Origin of the sequence: Pseudoalteromonas sp. S3776 (assembly GCF_005886915.1) — a bacterium.
GTDB lineage: Bacteria > Pseudomonadota > Gammaproteobacteria > Enterobacterales > Alteromonadaceae > Pseudoalteromonas.
In genome coordinates, this window is the sequence record NZ_PNCU01000021.1 from 99479 (window position 1) to 120398 (window position 20920).

Genomic DNA, 20920 nt, shown 5'->3' on the forward strand with positions numbered 1-20920 from the left:
TTGGCATGAAAACAGTTTGGCTTGTAGATGATGACGCATCAATTCGCTTTGTATTAGAAAAGGCACTAACACGTGCAGGATTTGAAGCAGAAAGCTTCGCCAATGCGCAAGACGTGTTAAGTGCGCTAAAATTTAGCCAGCCAACCGTGCTGGTATCTGACGTACGGATGCCAGGCATGGATGGCATGGCACTGCTTGAACTGATAGCAGAGCAAAACCCTGGGCTGCCGGTTATTATAATGACCGCGCACTCAGATTTAGACTCTGCAGTTAACGCGTTTCAAAAAGGCGCGTTTGAGTACTTAGCCAAACCCTTTGATTTAAACGAAGCAGTGGCCTTAATCGAAAGCGCCTGCAGAGCAAACTCAACTAAAAAAACCAAACGTAAACAAGCCCCACCTAAAAGTGCCCATATTATTGGCGAAGCCCCTGCGATGCAGGAAGTGTTCAGAGCGATAGGTAAACTCTCGGCTTCAAGTATGAGTGTACTCATTAATGGTGAGTCAGGCACAGGTAAAGAGCTTGTGGCCAGTGCTTTACATAACCACAGCCCGCGTAAAGAAAACCAGTTTATTGCATTAAACATGGCCGCTATTCCAAAAGAGCTTGTGGAATCTGAGTTATTTGGCCACGAAAAAGGCGCATTTACGGGTGCCGATAGCGTTCGTAAAGGCCGCTTTGAACAAGCCAATGGCGGCACACTGTTTTTAGATGAAATAGGCGATATGCCACTGGATGTGCAAACACGTTTATTACGCGTACTCGCCGATGGTGAGTTTTACCGTGTGGGCGGACACCAAAGTATTAAGGTTGATGTACGCATTATTGCTGCAACGCATCAAAATTTAGAAGATTTGGTAAAACAGGGTAAATTTAGGGACGATTTATTTCATCGTTTAAACGTTGTGCGCCTTCGTTTACCAGCTCTTAGAGAAAGAACCGAAGACATCGAACGCTTAGCGCAACACTTTTTACACAAAAGCGCAAAAGACCTACAAGTAGAAAGTAAAGTTCTCAGCCCAAAAGCCACAGAGCAACTTAGGCTATTTAGCTGGCCTGGTAATGTGCGCCAACTCGAAAATACCTGTCGCTGGTTAACCGTTATGGCCCCTGGTGAATTAGTAAGTGAGCAAGACCTACCACCAGAGATCATTGATGCGGCGCCTGTTCAACAAGAAGGTGATTGGCTTGATGCGTTTCAGCAATGGCTCAACCAAGAGCTTAAGCAAGGTAAAGAAAATATTTGGCCTGATATTCAAGCACAACTTGAAACTCGCCTGATAAAAACAGCATTAGCTAATTGCTCTGGCCATAAACAAGATGCAGCCATAAAAATTGGCTGGGGGCGCAACACGTTGACCCGCAAATTAAAAGAGCGCAATATTAACTAGTTTCTAACTGTTACTCGTTGGCCTTAGGATGAAATTAATAGAACACATTCCATTATTTAAACAAATGGAAATAGTGAATAGATTGCACTTTTTTAAAGAATTCACCCTTGCTGAACGCCAAGTGCTACTAGAGTCGTTTGGGTTATTGTATTTAGTTAACCAGCATCAGCATTTATTTAAACAATACGATAACGACAAACGCTTATACATTGTATTAAGTGGTGCGTTACTTGTTTTTAAACATAACCACTTGCTGGAGCTTGGCACTATAGAGCCCGGTGAGTTTATCGGTGAAGGTGCATTTATTAATAACCGCGAGCGCAGTACGAGCGCTCGCGCTAAAACCGACACCATAGTACTTGCCATTACCCCAGAGGCACTGACCCGCTTACCTAATGTGATACGCGAAAAAATTAAAGATAGGATCATAGAAGGTATGAGCTTACGCATTGCTAAACTTAGTGAGCACATAGAAACCCACGGTTAGATCAATCCATATAAACAATCTGCAATGAGCAATCAAGCCAACCGGGATTATTTACGTGTGCCGTAAATGTGTAAGTATCGGATGGTTTAGCCCCAAAGGGTGTATTTACCAATGGCTGTGAGTGGCTGTATGTTTGCGAGTAGGATTTATAATAAATAACAACATAACCATATAAATACTCCCACTTCAGTCTCACTACTGCACCACTGGGTAGCGAAAAATCAACATGCTCATTTACAAATTTGACCACTAAATCATTGTATTTATCGTCGCTGCATTGGGTTGTTCTTAGCTGCTTAGGCATAACAAATTGGCTATTGCTATCTGCATTTTTTAAATAAAAGCCTATATTGCCATCGCCATAAAAATGATTTGATCGCGTTGTATAGTTAACTTGTGGCTCGTAACCTAGCCCCTGCATAATAGTAGCTAGCTGCTCTGTCTCTTTTTGGTAAATTTTATCACTTGATAAAAGCAATGTGGCTTCACCAAAATCCGATGGGATATCTAGCTCTACGTATTCAAAAGGGAGGTTTTGTGCATTTAGTGCAGCGTCTAGCTGTTTGCGTTGCTCCTCTTGCAAGTTTTCGCTAAAAACATAAACAGTTGGTTGTTGGCACGCAGTTAATAGAAGTACCCACGCACAAATTAAAATTCCACTTTTCATAGTTACCCCTATTGATTACAAATGTAGTCTAGTAGAAGTAACTATTGATAGCAAAATTAACGTGTTTGGCTATCCAACCATGCATCAACACTTTGTCGAGTGTATAAAACTTCGTTAAATAAGCGATGACGTTCAAATTCTAACTTTGATTTTTTAAGTGGATCACCACTAATTAGCCGACTGTGCGTATCATTGAACTTAGAAATAACCGAAAAACCGCGTTCATCTTTCTCTTTTTCTGTTTTTACCGAGTTAGCCAGGTGAGCTCTTACATCATCTGCTGTCAGCATATCTGAATTATCTAAGCCCATTAGCTCTTTTTTCATTGCTAATCTAATGCCCATTTACTGCTCCAATTATATGCAGACCTAAACAATTAAAACGGTTAAATTCTTACCATTTATGTAGGTACACTTTTTATTTGCCAAAGCAATAGCAAATAGCACACCAAATTTTTGCCAGAGCATACGCATCAAATGCTGCAGTTTTTTTAAAGTTGAAAAAGTTTTATATTTATCACACTTTTTTTATCCCGCTAGGGCGCGCTTGCTAGGTGCAAAAAACTGTGCAAGCCTTTATACTTGCTGCTTATGCGCCACCAACAGAGATAACCATGTCAGAAGAATATATAGAAATTGAACTTGAAGAAGAGCCCATAGAGCTTTGTAAATTACTAAAAGTACTCGATTTAGTAGAAGGTGGCGGTCAAGCTAAAAACCTTATAGCTGAAGGTTATGTTGGGGTTAACCATGAAATATGTACAATAAAACGGAAAAAATTATACAGTGGCGATGTACTTGAATTTGATGGCGAGCTTTTTCAACTCACTTTAAGTGAAGATGCAACCCCTGTAGAGCGCCCAGTGGTAACAACCCAGCCGCAGGTAGAAAAAGCGCCCAATGAAACAGCGCAAAAGCCTGCAAAAAATAAAAGAAAACGCACTAAAAAACCAAAGGTTGATGAAAAAACAGGGCGCCGCCCTATCTCATTTGGCTAGTCATTAGCGCTTTGTGCCATTTTTATTATATGTATAGGCTCGCTTGAACAGTGAGCCTTTTTGCTCTTTAATTACCTCGTAAATTACAATAAAAACAAGGTAATAATATGGCAACCTCCGTCACCCCTAATTGGTTTAAACCCGTCCTATGGGCAGCACTTATTTGGAATTTACTAGGTGTTTTTGCATTTGTAATGCACCTTATGATGACCCCCGAAATGATAAGTAAACTCCCGCTAGATCAACAAGCTGCCTATTCAAACGTACCTTTGTGGTCGACCATTGCATTTGCTGTAGCGGTATTAGGTGGCTCCCTTGGCTGCATACTACTACTGGCCAAAAATGCGCTTGCAACACCTACATTTGCGCTATCGTTGGTAGCGATATTTATTCAGCAGTTTTATAACTTCTTTGTGATAAATAGCATTAAAATGCTGGGAATAAGCGCAGTGTTTATGCCTATTTTAGTGATTGTTATTGCGTTTTTGCTTTTATATTTAAGTATAAAAAGCAAACAACAAGGTTGGTTAAACTAACCTTTCCTCCTTTTTTAAACTCATTTTTTGCTACTTGAAAAAACAATTTTAGGTAGCACTTCTATACTAAGACTGTCTAAAAAACATACATTGCACAACCTGCTTTTTAGCCTGATTTGTCATATTTATTATCTCTGGTATGCACTTTGCAAACTAATGGCAAATAAACACGTTATTTTATCAAGGACATAATCCTAACTATCAAAGGGGCAAAAAATGAATAGTTTCGACACCCAACAACAATTAACGATTAATGGCGAGCAATACCATATTCACTCACTTAAAGGATTAGGCGACAAAGCAAAGCGATTGCCCTTTTCTCTCAAAGTATTACTAGAAAACCTGCTACGCAATGAAGATGGCGTAAATATAAAAGAGCAAGACATTCAGGCCCTCCTTGACTGGGACCCTAAAGCAAAACCCTCAGCTGAGGTGGCTTTTACACCCGCCCGTGTTGTCATGCAAGATTTTACAGGTGTTCCCGCCATTGTTGATTTAGCTGCCATGCGTGATGCAATGGAAAAGCTAGGTGGCGATCCTGCAAAAATAAACCCGCTTTCACCTGCTGAACTTGTAATAGATCATTCTGTTCAAGTAGATGGCTACGGTGACGACGGTGCGTTTGATTTAAATGCCAAGCTAGAATACGAGCGTAACAAAGAACGCTACGAATTTTTACGCTGGGGGCAGACTGCTTTTGATAATTTAAAGGTAGTCCCACCTGCTACAGGTATTGTTCACCAAGTAAACTTAGAGTTTTTAGCGCGTGTTGTTTTTAACGACAGTAAGAACGGAAAATCAATAGCCTACCCAGACACACTGGTAGGGACTGATTCGCACACCACCATGATTAATGGCTTAGGTGTGTTAGGCTGGGGCGTAGGCGGTATTGAAGCCGAAGCCGCCATGCTTGGGCAACCAATTAGCTTACTTATTCCTCAAGTGGTGGGCTTTAAATTAAATGGCCGTTTACCCGAGGGTACCACTGCTACCGATTTAGTGCTTACCGTTACCGAAATGCTACGTAACCATGGAGTGGTGGGTAAATTTGTTGAGTTTTATGGTGATGGCCTAGCTGATTTACCGCTAGCCGATAGAGCAACCATTGCCAACATGGCGCCAGAGTACGGTGCAACATGTGGTATTTTCCCAATTGATGATGAAACCATTAACTACCTGCGTTTAACAAACCGCGATGAAGATCACCTTAAACTGATTGAAGACTACGCTAAACACCAAGGCTTATGGCGCCATGAAGGCGACGAAGCGCATTACACCGATACCCTAGAGCTTAAATTAGACGATGTAGTGCCAAGCCTTGCAGGTCCTAAGCGCCCACAAGACAGAATTACACTTGATAAAGCTGGTGATGTGATAGGCCAGCACCTTAAAGGTTTCCAAGATGAGCGTATGGCGCGTCGTGATAAAAGCGATATTGAAGAAGCACGCATTGAAAGTGAAGGCCCAACCACTAACCCAGATGAACCAGTAGACGAAGCGCAGTTTATGGGGGCAGCCAAAGTAAAATTTAAAGGCCAAGAATTTGAGCTAAACGACGGTGCCTGTGTTATTGCCGCCATTACAAGCTGTACAAACACTTCTAACCCCAGTGTAATTTTAGCCGCAGGCTTAGTAGCTAAAAAAGCCAAGCAGCTAGGTATTAACGTAAAACCTTGGGTTAAAACATCGCTTGCACCGGGCTCACAAGTGGTCACCGACTACCTTGAAAAAGCCGACCTAATGGATGACCTAGAGGCATTAGGCTTTAATTTGGTCGGTTATGGCTGTACCACGTGTATAGGTAACTCAGGCCCGCTTGCAGATGAAATTAGCGAAGCTATTCAAAAACACAAATTGGTTGTAAGCTCTATTTTATCGGGTAACCGTAACTTTGAAGGGCGTATACACCAAGACGTTAAAATGAACTTTTTAGCCTCGCCTCCACTTGTGGTAGCGTATGCAATCGCAGGGCGTACAGACATAAATGTATACAACGAGCCACTTGCGCAAGATGAAAACGGTAACGATATTTACCTTAAAAACATTTGGCCAAGCGTAAGCGAAGTCAACGAACTAGTACAAAAAACGGTAACCAAAGAAATGTTCGAAAAAAGCTATGCTAACGTATACGAAGGCGACAGCCGTTGGCAAAAAATTCAAATACCTGATGGTAAGCTCTACGATTGGGATGAGGGGTCAACTTACATCAAAAAAGCACCATTCTTTGAGGGCATGAGCGTTGAGCCACCAGGCGTGCCAACAATTGAAGGGGCGCGTTGTTTGGCTAAACTTGGCGATTCAGTAACAACAGATCATATTTCTCCTGCGGGGGCGATTAAAGCTGAAGCGCCAGCCGGTATTTACTTACAGGAAAAAGGCGTAGAAAAAGCACAGTTTAACTCGTATGGTTCTCGCCGTGGTAACCACGAAGTGATGATGCGAGGCACATTTGCAAATGTTAGGCTTAAAAACTTACTCGCACCAGGTACAGAAGGTGGCGTTACTCGCACTCAACCTGATGACAAGCTTGCCAGCATTTACGATGCCGCAATGGAATATGAAAAGAGTAACACACCATTAATTGTGTTAGCGGGTAAAGAATACGGTACCGGTTCATCACGCGACTGGGCAGCAAAAGGCTCACTTTTATTAGGTGTAAAAGCGGTGGTTGCACAAAGTTATGAGCGTATTCACCGCTCTAACCTTATTGGTATGGGTGTGCTGCCTTTACAGTTTAAAGAAGGTGAGAGCCACGAATCATTAAACCTAACTGGCCAAGAGCAATTTGATATTGAAGGTTTGTACGATAAAACGAATGAAGTGAGCATTATTGCCACTAATGCTGAGGGCAAAAAAGTCAGCTTTAGTGCCGATGTACGTATAGATACCCCTAAAGAGTGGGATTACTACAAACACGGCGGCATTCTACAATACGTTTTACGTAATATGCTTGACTAATCATATACTTAAAACTAAAAAGCCTAGCAGTTGCTAGGCTTTTTTATGCGCGAATATTTCATCGCTTTTTACAAGCAAATTATACTTGCCTAGTACCCACCTATACTTTGTATTTCTTTACTGCGTTGCTCTAATTTTTGCTTTGCCTTTTCGGCATCTTCAAACAGTTTTTGAATAGATTCAGCGTTGTAAACGGTAGGTGTAGGTGGCTGGATACTCTTTTTTGAAGTGTTCGCACTGCTGCTTAAAATTGAAGTATCTTCTGCAGCTACAACCGTTACATCACGGGCATCAAGTGTTACCTCAATGCTTTTACCATCTTCATTAGGCGTATCAGAAAAATGCCATTGTCCGTTTTTATCTTGCCACTTATAAATTTTGCTACCTGGTTTAATTGTTGGCGCGTCGCTGTTTATACTTTGGGTAATTTTATCGCCTGCTTGCTTTGCACCTTGCACAGCCTGATTAAGCGTATTGGTAGATAACGCGACCATTTTTTCTTTAATTTTGTGCGATTCAGTACTAATTAACGAACTAGAAAGCCACGGCTGCCCATCTGGCTTTTTGAGATAAAATAATGAGATAACAGCAATGATCATGAATGATATTGCCAAGTAGGTGAAGTATTTCATAGCGTTCCTGCTTAAAAATGAATCCTTGAAAAACAAGTCTAATAAAAAATTCTTAATCAGGCAATTTTTTTGCAATAAAAAACGCAACCTAAATTGCGTTTAAATAGTTGTTTAGTATTCGCTTTTTTAAATACCGTCGCCGTCAATATGCAGCCCGCATTCGCGGTTTAAACCAAAAAAGCGCGTTTCTTCTTCGCTCATACCCGGCTCTAGTTTACGCGTAGTGTGCACATCACCCATCGACACATAACCTTGCTCCCATAACGGGTGGTAAGGTAAATCATGCTTAGTAAGGTATTGGTATACATCGCGGTTTGACCATTCAATAATTGGGTATACTTTTACCGTACCTCGGCTTATTTCGACAAATTGTTTGTCTGCTCGGGTCGATGATTGGTCACGGCGCAGGCCACTAAACCAAGTACCTGCACCTATTTCTTTTAATGCACGGGTCATTGGCTCAACTTTATTAAGCTGATTATATTGCTTAATACCAGCTTCGCCTTGTTCCCACAATTTACCGTACTTAGCTTCTTGCCACGCTGGGCTTAGCTCAGCTTTATACACTTTTAAATTAAGTGATAAACGCGTAGTCATTTGTTCAATAAACTGATACGTCTCTGGAAATAAATAACCTGTATCGGTTAATACCACAGGAATATCAGGACGCTGCGATGTTACTAAATGCAGCATTACCGCCGCTTGAATACCAAAACTTGATGATAAAAAAGCGGTATCCGGTAAGTGCTCTAGCGCCCATGCAACGCGCTGCTCCGCACTCATTGGTGCTAGTATGCCGTTTGCATCTGCAAGCAATGCCGCTTGGCTTTGCTTATCAAGCTGTAATATGTTTTTAAATTCACTCATGGTCAATTTTAAACCTCACCCACGCGCTGCGTGGGTATTTAATTTAAGCGTGAAAATCGGTTACTGATACTTTTACTTCTGCAACAATGCCTTTGCGAATTACAAAGTCACCAAAACATTCACCGTCGTTTCGCTCGCTTGCCCACTGGCCAATTAGCTTATCAAACGCATCTAGGTAAACATCTTCACCTACGTTTTCTAGGTACAGTTTTGGAATGCGTGTACCTTCTAAATTACCGCCCAAGTAAACGTTGTATTTACCAGGGCCTTTACCTACTAAACCGGCTTCTGCAAGCATTGCGCGGCCACAACCGTTAGGGCAACCTACAACACGCATAATAATGCTGTCATCAGGTATGCCATGCTTAGCAAGTAGTGCTTCGGTTTTTTCAATTAAGCTGGGTAAGTAACGCTCAGCTTCGGCCATCGCAAGCGGGCACGTAGGTAATGCTACACACGCCATTGAGTTTTTACGTTGCTCAGTGTCTTTGTCATCAATAAGGCCATGGTTACGGGCAATTTCTTCAATGACTGCTTTTTGATCGGCAGGCACACCGGCAATAATTAAGTTTTGGTTAGCCGTCATGCGCATATCGCCTTGGTGCACTTCTGCAATTTTACGACAACCTGTTTTTAATGGCTTACCTGGGTAATCTAAAATACGGCCGCTTTGAATAAATAACGTTAAATGGTGTTTACCATCAATGCCTTCTACCCAACCGATACGGTCGCCACGGTGAGTAAACTCATAAGGGCGACTTGGCGCAAAGCTTACACCGGCACGTTTTTCTACTTCTGCTTTAAATACATCTGTGCCAACGCGGTCTAGTGTGTATTTAGTTTTTGCATTTTTACGGTTTGAGCGGTTACCCCAATCGCGCTGCACTGATACAACGTGCTCAGCAATTTTCAGTGTGTGCTCAAGTGGTATAAAACCAAAGTCATCTGCTTTTCGCGGATACGTAGCCGTATCACCGTGGGTCATAGCAAGGCCACCACCTACAAGTACGTTAAAGCCAACAAGCTTGCCATCCTCTGCAATAGCGACAAAGTTTAAGTCGTTCGCATGCACATCAACTTCGTTGTTAGGCGGAATGGTAACCGTGGTTTTAAACTTACGCGGTAAATACGTTGAGCCTAAAATTGGCTCTTCTGTGGTTTCTGCTTTTTCGCCATTTAACCAAATTTCAGCGTATGCTTTCGTTTTTGGAAGTAAATGCTCAGAAATTTTTGCAGCCCACTCATACGCTTCTTGATGTAACTCTGACTCAACAGGGTTAGTCGTACATAGTACGTTACGGTTTACATCGCCTGCGGTGGCAATAGAGTCAATACCAACGCTATTTAGCATTTGGTGCATGCCTTTAATATTTGGCTTTAATACACCATGAAATTGAAACGTTTGACGTGTTGTTAAACGAATACTGCCGTAGCTTGTTTTTTCATCGGCAAATTTATCAATTGCTAGCCATTGCTCAGGCTTGATAATACCGCCAGGCATACGTGCACGTAGCATTACATTGTGCAGCGGCTCTAGCTTTTGCTTTGCACGCTCTGGGCGTATATCGCGGTCATCTTGCTGGTACATACCGTGAAAACGTATAAGTTGGAAGTTATCGGCTGTAAAACCACCGGTAATTTCATCTTTTAAATCTTGCTCTATGGTGCCACGTAAAAAGTTACTTTCTCTTTTCAAACGTTCGTTATCAGAAAGTTTTACGTTTTTATCTTGTTCGCTCATTTTAAATCCTAAATTTGTTACAGTGACGGCTGCTAGCTGTTAATAAAATAAGAAACGTGATTAATACACGTCTTTCTGATAGCGGTTAGCGCTACGTAAGTCTTTTAAATATTGCTCGGCGTCTTCGTAGCTTTTACCGGTGTTTTCGCTGATGATATCAACTAAGGCATTGTGTACATCTTTTGCCATGCGGTTTGCATCGCCACACACATAAAAATGCGCACCCGCTTCTAGCCACTCAAAAATTTCTTTTGAGTTTTTGCGTAGTTTGTCTTGAACGTATACTTTTTCGGCTTGGTCACGGCTAAATGCAACGTCAACTTTGCTTAATAGGCCTGATTTTAAATAACCCTGAATTTCTACTTGGTACAAGAAGTCTTGTGTAAAGTGTGGGTTACCAAAAAATAGCCAATTTTTGCCTTGTGCTTCTCGCGAGTCACGCTCTTGTAAAAATGCACGGAATGGCGCAATACCGGTACCTGGGCCAACCATAATAATGGGGGTATTATCATCGCTAGGTAAGCGGAAGTTATCGTTGTGCTCACTGAATACTTTAACTTTACACCCTTCTTCAGCACGACGCGCTAAATAACCAGAGCATCCGCCTAAATGTTCGCTGCCAAAGGCGTCAAACTCAACTAACCCTACCGTTAAGTGCACTTCTTCTTCAACCTCGCTTTGGCTTGAAGCGATTGAGTACAAGCGCGCTTGTAGTTTACGTAGGCAATCAACTAAGGTTTGTGCATCTATTTTTGCAGGATTTTGTGCCACTACATCAAAGATTTGACGGGGTTCAATGTATTCACGCATTGCAGCTTTATCTTCTACAAGCTTAAGTAGCTCAGGTGTGCCCGTTGCAACTGCGTATTTTTCTACAAAGCCAGGGTATGACTGAGTAAGCTCTAACTTTTCGATTAATGCATCGCGAATAGACAATGACTCTTCGCCCACTTTTACCTGTGTACTTGCATCGATTTGCGTGTGTGTTAGTAGCTCATCTACACGCGCTTCGTCATTTAAAAAGTACACACCTAATGAGTCACCAGGTAAGTAGGTAATGTCTGAGCCTTCAAGCGAAATCTCAACATGGCGAACATCTTTAGTAGAATCACGCCCTGTAATTTTTTGTACGGTAACAAGCTCTGCCGCAAATGGGTTTTGCTTAGTGTATTGGCTTGCTGCCGCTGTTGGCGCACCAAATGGCATAGAAACGACTTGCCCGCCTGCTGCGTCTTGCTGTGCTTTTAAATCAGGTTCGAATGCATCAAGTGCTCCAGTGATCCACGTGGCTGCTTCGTCATCATAATCAACATCTAGGTCGGCACGTTGGAAAATAGTTTCTGCGCCAAGTTTGTTTAAACGCGCTTCAAAATCTTTCGCGGTTTGACAGAAAAACTCATAGCTAGAGTCACCTAAACCAAGTACGGCGACTTTAACACCATCAAGCTTAGGTGCTTTTTTGGTGGTTAAAAACTCATACAATGTTTCAGCGTCTTCAGGTGGTTCACCCTCACCGTAGGTAGATACAACAACGGTTAAAAACTTTTCTTTTTTCAGGGCTGTAGGTTTGTAGTCAGACATGCTCACAAGTTTTACAGCTAAACCGCGCGACTCTGCTTGCTCTTTAAGCTTAGTCGCCACACCTTTTGCATTACCCGTTTGCGAGCCATACAAAATAGTTAACGGTGCAGCATCGCCTGCAGCGGCCGTAGGCGTTTGCCCACCAAGAGCTGACGCGTTTGCATTTGCTGCTAAGTAACCACTTACCCACGCCTGCTGAATCGGATTAAGTTCTGCCACTAAGCCTTGCAGCTTTTGTACTTGCTCTTGCGATAGCGGGCTTGCCGCTGCATTAAGTTGACCTAACAACATGAATTTGTTCCCCATAACCCTGAAAATTACATACAGCCCACGTTATGCGCTGTTCAAAATGAGTTTTACCCCACCCAGAGTAACTCTGCTGAGGTTTTATTAGTGTGCAGGATAGCGGGCTATGCGGTGAGAAAAAAAGAATAGAATCTGCTTTGTTATTCCATTTAGTTATTAATTTATATTAAGACCTTCAAAAACAGCTTAAAGGTTTATTATTGCTATTTTATTAATTTTGCATTTAACAAATTTGTAACTTTATACAGATAGTGTATGTTATTTACTCAACTATAAAAATAGGAACAATTATGTCACACGGGACATACAAAAATAAATTACTTAGCACGGCATTACTCATTGCCGCCACCCCAGCAATGGCCAATATCACAAATGGCGGCTTTGAGCAGTGGACAGGCAATGCGCCTGATGCATGGACCACCATTGATAGCGGCATTAATGTATCGCGCTCGACCAGTATCATAAATAACGCAAACAGCGCAGCAGCTGTTAACGTAACCACCGGCTCGCAAAGCAATACCGACTTATTACAACAAGTCAGTGTGGAGGCTGGCAAAACATATGATTTCTCCGTGGATGTATATCACACTGAAGGAAATATAAGAGCTCGCCTTTATGTAGATGGTTACCAAGGGTACTCTAACCAAGCGCAAACTAACCAGTGGCAAACAATTAGCCATAGCTATACGCCAAGCAGTAACAAAACCATTAATGTGGGTTTACGGTTTTACGATATGAGCGGCTTTGACGGCAATGAAACCGTTTATGTAGATAACTTTTTGCCTAATACAGACGGTGGCGCTTCAGGCAGCTGTAACGACCATAGCCTTACCTTAACACTTAATACCGATAACTACGGCAGCGAAACCAGCTGGGTGATTAATAACAGCCAAGGTAGCGGTATCGCAAACGGCAGTGGCTACGCCTCAAATACGCAATACAACGAGCAACTTTGTTTAACTGATGGTACTTACTCTTTAGTTATGAGCGACAGTTATGGCGACGGTATGTGCTGTAATGTTGGTAACAGTAGCTATAGCCTAACTTATGGCTCTACAGAGCTTGCAAGCGGTGCAAGCTTTAGCAGCACTGATAGCACCACGTTTGAGTTAGGCAGTGGCTCTGGCGGTGATACTGGTGGCGGCACTAACCCAACACCCACAGGTTACTACGTAACAACTCAGGGTTTATCGGGCTATGCATTAAAAACTGAGCTTTATAACATTATCAAAAATCACAGCTCGCAAGGTTACTCAGCTATTTGGAATTTTTACGACTCCTCAGCACGCGATAAATACTTTGAAAACGATAACAGTATTTTAGATATGTATAGTGAAAAGCCAAATGGTAGCGACAGCTATACCTATACCGCGGTGAGCGATCAGTGTGGTACTTATAACAGTGAAGCCGATTGCTATAACCGTGAGCATTCATTCCCTAAAAGTTGGTTTGGTGGCACTGTTGAACCAATGAATTCAGACGTGCACCACATCTACGCTACCGATGGGTATGTTAATTCAAAACGCAGTAACTTCCCGTTTGGTGAAGTAGCAAGCGCAACGTTCACATCAACAAATGGCAGTAAATTAGGCAGTGCCGCTAGTTCATTAAATTACGCAGGAACGGTTTTTGAACCCATTGATGAATTTAAAGGCGACTTTGCACGCGCATACTTTTACATGGCAACTCGCTATGAGAACGTAATTGGCTCGTGGCAAAACAACACAACAGCCAGTACTGCAGTCCTTAACGGTACTAGTAATCAAGTATTTGAGGGTTGGGTGGTAGCTATGCTACTAAACTGGCATAACGCCGACCCTGTTAGCCAAATGGAGCTTGACCGAAACCAAGCAGCTTTTGAATTTCAGGGTAATCGCAACCCATATATCGATCACCCTGAATTTGTTGAGATGATTTGGTAATAACTTTTAGCCCCAGCACTAACTGGGGCTTTTTAATAACTGTACTTTTTGTTTGGCAATAAGTGACGCTACATATTGCTTTTCTAAATCCCACGGATGACGCTTCCAGCCTTTAAAACCAAACCCGATAATATGCACCTGTGCTTGCTGCTTTAAAAAGTACTCAATGGCTAACGTTCCCGAACTGGGTGTTATAGCTCTAAAAGCAGGTTTACCAAACGTATATAAGTGTTTTAATAATGCTGTTTTATCGTGCTGGGCGATGCGGCTCACGTTGGCGTGCGGGCTATATTTGCGCATTATTTCATCACCATGGTCAATACAGCCCCTGCGGTTAATTAGCTTATAAAAAGGTTGGGTAAATAAGCTAGGTTTTGGGTCGGTGATCATGACATTTTTCAGCTGCGTTATATCTATACCTGGAAACGCTGCGCAAAGCATTGCGCCTTGCTTACCTCTTCCTACTAGCCATAAATCAGTACATTTTTGGCCTAAGTTTGCAGGCATATTTGCACACATATTAAAGCGCACCACTCTATCAAAGCTGCTTAAGGCTTTACTTACATCCTTTTCGACGGGACCATTACCTATAATCAACACTGTTTGCTTAGTCATTTTACACTCCTTGTACCTTTAATAGCGCATACTAACGTGCCCGCTATTCTTTACCAGCAAACTTATATAAAACTTTTTTCAGCCACTCTACTGTGCGGTAAATTAGCAGGCACTACTTTTGATTTAAGGCCTGCTCTGCACGCGCTATTGATTCGTAGCGCTTGCCTGTAATTTTTATCAGCCATACTTTATCTGTAAAGGTGCGGCTTAAATACACTGTTTGCCCATTTGGGATTTGCGGCATAAAAGAAGAAATAGATTCCCACTTGCCACCAATCTGCTCTTTTAACTTCAGGCTGGCGTTAAAGTGCGTTCCCTCTGCGTTTGGCTTTACTTCAAGCGCCGTCATTTGAGTATCATCACCAATTTCTATCATTGCACTTTTATTTAATAGCGTGAGTAGCTGAGGCTGATGCGTGGGGCTTAGGTTTTTTAAAGCCTGTTCTATTTTACTATCTACCGTAATCTCATTCTGTAATTTATAAATACTGGCTTTAATTGCAAAAACAGGCTCTGCGTAACTAGAGTTTGTAAAAAACAGTGAACTGATAAGCACTAAAATAGTACTAGTGAATTTATTAGACATATTATATCTCCTTATTAAAATCGAATTGAGCATACCTTATATTTTGTTAAAGTGAACATAAGCTATTAATATTCATAATATTCTTTATATTAATAAGCATGAATATGCGCTTTTAGGCTATTTATAAATACAAATTTTAGCGATAATAAAACGCTTAACTAATTAAATAAGAGCAAAGGGTATGCAAGCATTAGGAATGGAGTTGAAGCGCCTTAGAGCAGATAAAAAGTGGACGCAAGCTTATGCAGCCCGTGAAATTGGAATTCAACAGTCGTACCTTTCAAAGCTTGAAAATGGACAGTTTATCCCTTCAGCTGAGGTGATTGAAAAGCTTAAACTTTGCTATGGCCAAACCTGTTTTGACAAATGCCTACCTATAAATTCAGCTAAACATACGCCTTCAAACATCACTTTAATTATGAGCCTGACTTTATTTATGTGCGGGCTGATAGCGTGGTTATGTGCAACATATGAAATTTTTTATCCACAAACCTACTTCACCTATCAAGCAAAGTTAGATGACTTTTTAGCATTTAATATCACTCAGCAATACCAAGGCGAGCGCTTTATAGAGGGAGATGTGACCTATCAAATTGTAGGAGAAAGGCAGGTTAGTCGTATCGAGAACCGCTTCATAGTGGTAGGCTCTGCCGTGTGCATAGTAATATCTTTTGTTATAGCCCTGCTTTCACAAAGACACAGGTTTATTAATTTAAAACCCCGATAGTGCGTTGTAAGCAATTTTAACGTCAGCAGTGACTGTTCCCCCCTCAATTCAGCTTACTATTAATGCAGGTTGGTATTTAGACTATTGCGTATTAATGGCTCTTTTATTCTAAGAAATGCCCTAGGCTCAGGCCAAACTGCGGTGCTCATATTCACTTTGAGCAGCTTACAGCTAAAAACTTACCGCTTATCGCTTCTTTCTTTACACACAAAAAGCCCCGGCTAATGCCAGGGCTTTTTACAAAACTTACTTAATTTAAAAATTAAGCTTGTTTTGGACTAGAAACAACGTCTACTAAAGTCCAAGATTTATTCTTAGAAATTGGCGCGCATTCACGGATAGTAACTACGTCACCCGCTTTTGCTGTGTTGTTTTCGTCATGTACGTGTAGCTTAGTAGTACGTTTGATGAATTTCCCATAGATTGGGTGCTTCACGTAACGTGCGATAGCAACAGTGAAAGATTTTTCCATCTTGTCGCTTACTACACGGCCTTGAAGAGTACGAATTTTATCGCTCATTATTGACCTGCCTTCTGGTTAATAATTGTTTTTACACGCGCGATATCGCGACGTACTGTTCTTAGCGTGTGTGTCTGAGCTAACTGACCAGTGCTTGCTTGCATGCGCAGGTTAAACTGCTCACGAAGAAGTCCTAGAAGTTCAGCATTTAGCTCTTCTACGCTTTTGTCTTTTAGTTCGCTTGCTTTCATCACATTACCGTCCGAGTTACGAAAGTTGTTTTGAATGGCAGTTTACGAGCTGCAAGGTCAAATGCTTCACGAGCAAGCTCTTCAGAAACACCTTCCATTTCGTAAAGTACTTTACCAGGCTGAATTTCAGCAACCCAATATTCAACAGAACCTTTACCTTTACCCATACGAACTTCAAGAGGCTTTTCTGTGATCGGCTTGTCAGGGAAGACACGGATCCAGATTTTACCTTGACGTTTCACGTGACGCGTCATAGCACGACGAGCTGCTTCGATTTGACGAGCAGTCATGCGGCCACGACCAGTAGCTTTCAAACCGAAAGTACCGAAGCTTACTTTGTTACCGTTTTGCGCTAAACCGCGGTTGCGGCCTTTGTGCATTTTACGGAATTTTGTACGTTTTGGCTGTAACATTACTCGCTACCTCTACTTAGCACTTTTTTTGGCTTTCTTTGGTGCGCGTTTAGCTGGCTTCTCTTGCTCTTGTACTAGTGGTAAACCACCAATAACTTCGCCTTTGAAGATCCAAACTTTAACACCAATGATACCATAAGTGGTTAAGGCTTCAGAAGTTGCGTAGTCGATATCAGCACGAAGAGTATGTAGAGGTACACGACCTTCACGATACCATTCTGAACGTGCGATTTCTGCGCCGCCAAGACGACCGCTAACTTCAACTTTGATCCCTTTAGAACCGATGCGCATTGCATTTTGTACCGAACGCTTCATAGCGCGACGGAACATAACACGACGCTCTAGCTGAGAGGCAATGCCGTCTGCAACTAATTGTGCATCTAATTCTGGTTTACGTACTTCAGAAATATTAATCTGAGCAGGTACACCAGCAATCTTAGTTACCGCTTGACGTAATTTTTCTACGTCTTCGCCTTTTTTACCGATAACAACACCCGGACGAGCCGTATGAATTGTTACACGGATAGATTTAGCTGGACGCTCAATAACGATTTTAGACACAGAAGCCGCTTTTAATTCCTTAGTAAGGAAAGTACGTACTTTGTGATCGCCAAAAAGCTGATCAGAGAAATCTTTAGAACTCGCGTACCAGGTAGAAACCCAAGGTTTAGATATACCTAGGCGAATACCAGTAGGATGAACTTTTTGTCCCATTACTTATACTCCTAGCTATCTGAAACCACAACAGTGATGTGGCTTGTACGCTTAAGGATGCGGTCTGCGCGTCCTTTAGCACGTGGCATAATACGTTTCATTGTAGGACCATCGTCCACAAAAATCGTAGCTACACGAAGCTCATCAATGTCAGCACCTTCGTTATGCTCTGCGTTAGCAATAGCAGACTCAAGTACTTTTTTAACTAATACAGCCGCTTTCTTAGGGCTGTACGCCAGGATTTCTAGAGCGCGATCGACAGGTAATCCGCGGATCTGATCTGCAACTAGACGTGCTTTTTGCGCCGAACCAGAGGCGAATTTATGTTTAGCTAATGCTTGCATTTATCATTCCCCTCTTAACGTTTCTTCGCTTTCTTATCCGCAGCATGGCCGCGGTAAGTGCGAGTTGGTGCAAATTCACCCAGTTTGTGACCGATCATTTCGTCTGTGATAAACACAGGAACGTGCTGACGACCATTATGGACAGCGATGGTCAATCCGATCATGTTAGGTATGATCATTGAACGACGGCTCCAAGTTTTAATTGGCTTCTTGTCACCGCTTTCCAACGCTTTCTCTACCTTCTTCAGCAAGTGTAGGTCTATAAATGGACCCTTCTTGAGAGAACGTGGCATGGCTATTCCTCAACTATTATTTAGTACGACGACGTACGATGAATTTATCAGTACGCTTGTTCTTACGTGTCTTAGCACCTTTAGTCGGCTTACCCCATGGAGACACAGGATGACGACCACCAGATGTACGACCTTCACCACCACCGTGTGGGTGATCTACCGGGTTCATGGCAACACCACGAACTGTCGGACGGATACCACGCCAGCGATTTGCACCTGCTTTACCAAGTGAACGAAGCATATGCTCAGCATTGCCTACTTCACCAAGTGTTGCACGACAATCAGATTGTACTTTACGAACTTCGCCAGAACGAAGACGTAATGTTACGTATTGACCATCACGCGCAAGGATTTGAACGTATGCACCAGCAGAACGTGCAATTTGAGCACCTTTACCTGGTTTTAATTCTACGTTGTGAACAGTCGAACCTACAGGCATATTACGCATAGGTAATGCATTACCAGTTTTAATTGGTGCATCAACACCAGACTGGATTGCATCGCCAGCTTTTAAGCCTTTTGGTGCGATAATGTAACGACGCTCACCGTCTGCATATAATACAAGAGCGATGTTTGCGCTACGATTTGGATCATATTCTAAACGCTCAACAGTAGCAGGAATGCCATCTTTAGTACGTTTAAAATCGATTACACGGTAATGATGCTTATGACCACCACCAATGTGACGAACCGTAATACGACCGTTGTTATTACGACCACCTGATTTAGAGTTTTTCTCTAAAAGTGGAGCGTAAGGTTTACCCTTATGTAAATCTGGGTTAACCACTTTAACTAGGTGACGACGACCCGCAGAAGTTGGTTTACACTTTTGAAGTGCCATAATTCTAACTCCCCTTATTACTCGGCGCCGCCGACAAAGTCTAGCTCGCTACCTTCTTTAAGAGTAACGTAAGCTTTCTTCCAGTCGCTACGACGACCGAAACGCATGCCAGTACGTTTTGTTTTACCCTTAACGTTAAGTGTGCGAACACCCGTTACTTCTACTTCAAAAAGCTTCTCAACTGCCGCTTTAATTTCAGCTTTAGTTGCGTCATTTGTTACTTTAAAAACAATCGTGTTGTTTTCTTCAGCAGCAATTGTGCTTTTTTCAGAGATATGTGGAGCAAGGATCACTTTTAAAAGACGTTCTTCACGGATCATGCTAGCGCCTCCTCAAGTTGCTTAACAGCAGCAGCTGTAATAAGTACCTTGTCGAAAGCAATTAAGCTTACAGGATCGATACCAGCTACATCACGCGTGTCAACCTTGTACAGGTTACGTGCCGATAAGAAAAGATTTTCATCTACTTCTTCAGTCACGATAAGAACATCTTTAAGCTCAAGTTCTTTAAGCTTAGAAACTAGTTCTTTAGTTTTTGGTGCTTCTAAACCAAAGCTTTCAACAACGATTAAACGCTCTTGACGAACTAATTCAGATAAGATGCTTTTGATCGCACCGCGGTACATTTTACGGTTTACTTTTTGGCTGTGGTCTTGTGGTTTAGCTGCGAAGCTAACGCCACCTGAACGCCAAATTGGACTACGGATTGTACCAGCACGTGCACGGCCAGTACCTTTTTGAGCCCATGGTTTTTTACCACCACCGCTTACTTCAGAACGTGTCTTCTGAGCACGAGTACCTTGACGAGCACCTGCTGCGTATGCAACAACTACTTGGTGTACTAATGCTTCGTTAAACTCACGTCCAAAAGTAGCTTCAGAAACTTCAAGAGCGCCAGAAGCGTCTTTAATTGCTAATTCCATCACTAAATCTCCAGGACTTATGCTTTAACAGCTGGTTTAACGATAACGTCACCGCCGATAGCGCCAGGTACTGCACCTTTAACTAAAAGCAAGTTACGCTCAGCGTCAACGCGAACTAGTTCTAAGTTTTGAGTCGTTACACGCTCAGCACCCATATGACCGGCCATTTTCTTACCTTTAAACACCTTACCAGGTGATTGGTTTTGACCGATTGAACCAGGAGCACGGTGAGATAGAGAGTTACCATGTGTAGCGTCTTGCATGCTGAAATTCCAGCGCTTAACACCACCTTGGAAACCTTTACCTTTAGAAGTACCGGTTACGTCAACTTTGTTGATTTCGTTGAATAATTCAACAGTAAGCTCAGCGCCTACTTCAAAATCGCCTTCACCACCATTTAGGCGGAATTCCCACAGACCGCGACCCGCTTCAACACCAGCTTTAGCGAAATGACCCGCTGCTGCTTTGTTTACACGGCTTGCTTTTTTAGTGCCTGCGGTTACTTGAAGCGCGTTATAACCGTCTGTTGCGTCAGATTTGATCTGAGCAATGCGGTTAGGAGTCGCTTCGATAACTGTCACAGGGATAGATACACCATCTTCAGTGAAGATACGTGTCATACCCACTTTACGACCGACTAGACCTAATGCCATTTTCCTATAACCTCTC

General features: G+C 42.3%; 25 protein-coding genes. 7 read left to right on the forward strand and 18 right to left on the reverse strand.

Features of this window, described 5'->3' with window-relative positions; all coding sequences use genetic code 11:
* Window positions 1-5: 5 nt before the first annotated feature.
* Window positions 6-1391 (forward strand): nitrogen regulation protein NR(I), encoded by a 1386-nt coding sequence (gene ntrC / locus CWC16_RS10640; protein ID WP_055016505.1) that lies wholly within the window; start codon window positions 6-8, stop codon window positions 1389-1391.
* 28 nt (window positions 1392-1419) lie between these two features.
* Window positions 1420-1878 (forward strand): cyclic nucleotide-binding domain-containing protein, encoded by a 459-nt coding sequence (locus tag CWC16_RS10645; RefSeq protein WP_055016506.1) that lies wholly within the window; start codon window positions 1420-1422, stop codon window positions 1876-1878.
* Window position 1879: 1 nt separating this feature from the next.
* Here the strand turns inward: CWC16_RS10645 and CWC16_RS10650 are convergent, their stop codons facing one another.
* Both CWC16_RS10650 and CWC16_RS10655 read right to left on the reverse strand, forming a co-directional pair.
* A complete protein-coding gene (locus CWC16_RS10650) occupies window positions 1880-2545 on the reverse strand; it encodes a hypothetical protein (protein ID WP_138541527.1) in 666 nt (221 codons plus the stop codon).
* Window positions 2546-2601: 56 nt separating this feature from the next.
* A complete protein-coding gene (locus CWC16_RS10655; RefSeq protein WP_055016508.1) occupies window positions 2602-2889 on the reverse strand; it encodes a hypothetical protein in 288 nt (95 codons plus the stop codon).
* A gap of 269 nt (window positions 2890-3158) precedes the next feature.
* Here CWC16_RS10655 and CWC16_RS10660 point away from each other — a divergent pair, with 269 nt between their 5' ends.
* The 3 genes from CWC16_RS10660 to acnA all read left to right on the forward strand — a co-directional run bounded on the left by CWC16_RS10660 (window position 3159) and on the right by acnA (window position 7036).
* Window positions 3159-3542, forward strand: a complete 384-nt coding sequence (locus tag CWC16_RS10660) for an RNA-binding S4 domain-containing protein (protein ID WP_055016532.1) — start codon at window positions 3159-3161, stop codon at window positions 3540-3542.
* A 107-nt stretch (window positions 3543-3649) separates the two neighbouring features.
* Window positions 3650-4078, forward strand: a complete 429-nt coding sequence (locus CWC16_RS10665) for a hypothetical protein (RefSeq protein ID WP_138541528.1) — start codon at window positions 3650-3652, stop codon at window positions 4076-4078.
* 216 nt (window positions 4079-4294) lie between these two features.
* The gene (gene acnA, locus CWC16_RS10670) at window positions 4295-7036 is read left to right on the forward strand and encodes an aconitate hydratase AcnA (protein ID WP_138541529.1); all 2742 of its coding nucleotides are present in this window, start codon (window positions 4295-4297) and stop codon (window positions 7034-7036) included.
* Window positions 7037-7125: 89 nt separating this feature from the next.
* Here the strand turns inward: acnA and CWC16_RS10675 are convergent, their stop codons facing one another.
* From CWC16_RS10675 to CWC16_RS10690, 4 genes are all read right to left on the reverse strand, one after another.
* Complete coding sequence (locus CWC16_RS10675; RefSeq protein WP_138541530.1) at window positions 7126-7668, reverse strand: DUF4124 domain-containing protein; 543 nt, start codon at window positions 7666-7668, stop codon at window positions 7126-7128.
* Window positions 7669-7794: 126 nt separating this feature from the next.
* The gene (locus CWC16_RS10680) at window positions 7795-8535 is read right to left on the reverse strand and encodes a phosphoadenylyl-sulfate reductase (protein ID WP_055017717.1); all 741 of its coding nucleotides are present in this window, start codon (window positions 8533-8535) and stop codon (window positions 7795-7797) included.
* Between the two features lie 43 nt (window positions 8536-8578).
* Complete coding sequence (gene cysI, locus CWC16_RS10685) at window positions 8579-10276, reverse strand: assimilatory sulfite reductase (NADPH) hemoprotein subunit (RefSeq protein WP_055017716.1); 1698 nt, start codon at window positions 10274-10276, stop codon at window positions 8579-8581.
* 60 nt (window positions 10277-10336) lie between these two features.
* Complete coding sequence (locus CWC16_RS10690; protein ID WP_138541531.1) at window positions 10337-12148, reverse strand: assimilatory sulfite reductase (NADPH) flavoprotein subunit; 1812 nt, start codon at window positions 12146-12148, stop codon at window positions 10337-10339.
* A gap of 305 nt (window positions 12149-12453) precedes the next feature.
* On the opposite strand from CWC16_RS10690, the gene CWC16_RS10695 reads away from it, so the two are divergent.
* Window positions 12454-14085, forward strand: coding sequence for an HNH endonuclease signature motif containing protein (locus CWC16_RS10695; RefSeq protein WP_138541532.1), 1632 nt, complete (start codon window positions 12454-12456; stop codon window positions 14083-14085).
* Window positions 14086-14103: 18 nt separating this feature from the next.
* Here the strand turns inward: CWC16_RS10695 and CWC16_RS10700 are convergent, their stop codons facing one another.
* Window positions 14104-14700 carry a hypothetical protein gene (locus CWC16_RS10700; RefSeq protein ID WP_138541533.1) on the reverse strand — a complete coding sequence of 199 codons (597 nt, stop codon included), beginning with the start codon at window positions 14698-14700 and terminating at the stop codon, window positions 14104-14106.
* 112 nt (window positions 14701-14812) lie between these two features.
* The gene (locus CWC16_RS10705; RefSeq protein ID WP_138541534.1) at window positions 14813-15286 is read right to left on the reverse strand and encodes a hypothetical protein; all 474 of its coding nucleotides are present in this window, start codon (window positions 15284-15286) and stop codon (window positions 14813-14815) included.
* A gap of 181 nt (window positions 15287-15467) precedes the next feature.
* Between CWC16_RS10705 and CWC16_RS10710 the strand changes: the two genes are divergently transcribed.
* A complete protein-coding gene (locus tag CWC16_RS10710) occupies window positions 15468-16013 on the forward strand; it encodes a helix-turn-helix domain-containing protein (protein ID WP_138541535.1) in 546 nt (181 codons plus the stop codon).
* A gap of 262 nt (window positions 16014-16275) precedes the next feature.
* On the opposite strand, the gene rpsQ is transcribed toward CWC16_RS10710, so the two are convergent.
* Genes rpsQ through rplC form a run of 10 tightly spaced genes read right to left on the reverse strand, consistent with a single transcriptional unit; the run spans window position 16276 to window position 20904 of the window.
* Entirely contained in the window at window positions 16276-16533 is a 258-nt protein-coding gene (rpsQ, locus tag CWC16_RS10715; protein ID WP_004588693.1) for a 30S ribosomal protein S17, read from the reverse strand.
* Window positions 16533-16724, reverse strand: a complete 192-nt coding sequence (rpmC, locus tag CWC16_RS10720) for a 50S ribosomal protein L29 (protein WP_004588692.1) — start codon at window positions 16722-16724, stop codon at window positions 16533-16535. Before rpmC ends, rpsQ begins: the two co-directional genes overlap by 1 nt.
* Window positions 16724-17137, reverse strand: coding sequence for a 50S ribosomal protein L16 (gene rplP, locus CWC16_RS10725; RefSeq protein ID WP_002957890.1), 414 nt, complete (start codon window positions 17135-17137; stop codon window positions 16724-16726). The genes rpmC and rplP overlap by 1 nt, the downstream gene beginning before the upstream one ends.
* Window positions 17138-17149: 12 nt before the next feature.
* A complete protein-coding gene (gene rpsC / locus CWC16_RS10730) occupies window positions 17150-17851 on the reverse strand; it encodes a 30S ribosomal protein S3 (RefSeq protein WP_004588691.1) in 702 nt (233 codons plus the stop codon).
* Between the two features lie 11 nt (window positions 17852-17862).
* Window positions 17863-18195: a 50S ribosomal protein L22 gene (gene rplV, locus CWC16_RS10735; protein WP_055016519.1), complete on the reverse strand. Its 333-nt coding sequence runs from the start codon at window positions 18193-18195 to the stop codon at window positions 17863-17865.
* Between the two features lie 14 nt (window positions 18196-18209).
* Window positions 18210-18488: a 30S ribosomal protein S19 gene (gene rpsS / locus CWC16_RS10740; RefSeq protein WP_010376377.1), complete on the reverse strand. Its 279-nt coding sequence runs from the start codon at window positions 18486-18488 to the stop codon at window positions 18210-18212.
* 16 nt (window positions 18489-18504) lie between these two features.
* On the reverse strand, window positions 18505-19329 hold the full coding sequence (gene rplB / locus CWC16_RS10745; protein WP_055017711.1) for a 50S ribosomal protein L2: 825 nt from the start codon (window positions 19327-19329) through the stop codon (window positions 18505-18507).
* 17 nt (window positions 19330-19346) lie between these two features.
* Entirely contained in the window at window positions 19347-19649 is a 303-nt protein-coding gene (gene rplW / locus CWC16_RS10750) for a 50S ribosomal protein L23 (RefSeq protein ID WP_004588687.1), read from the reverse strand.
* The gene (rplD, locus tag CWC16_RS10755; protein WP_004588686.1) at window positions 19646-20251 is read right to left on the reverse strand and encodes a 50S ribosomal protein L4; all 606 of its coding nucleotides are present in this window, start codon (window positions 20249-20251) and stop codon (window positions 19646-19648) included. The genes rplW and rplD overlap by 4 nt, the downstream gene beginning before the upstream one ends.
* A gap of 17 nt (window positions 20252-20268) precedes the next feature.
* Window positions 20269-20904 carry a 50S ribosomal protein L3 gene (rplC, locus tag CWC16_RS10760; RefSeq protein WP_004588685.1) on the reverse strand — a complete coding sequence of 212 codons (636 nt, stop codon included), beginning with the start codon at window positions 20902-20904 and terminating at the stop codon, window positions 20269-20271.
* Window positions 20905-20920: the final 16 nt, after the last annotated feature.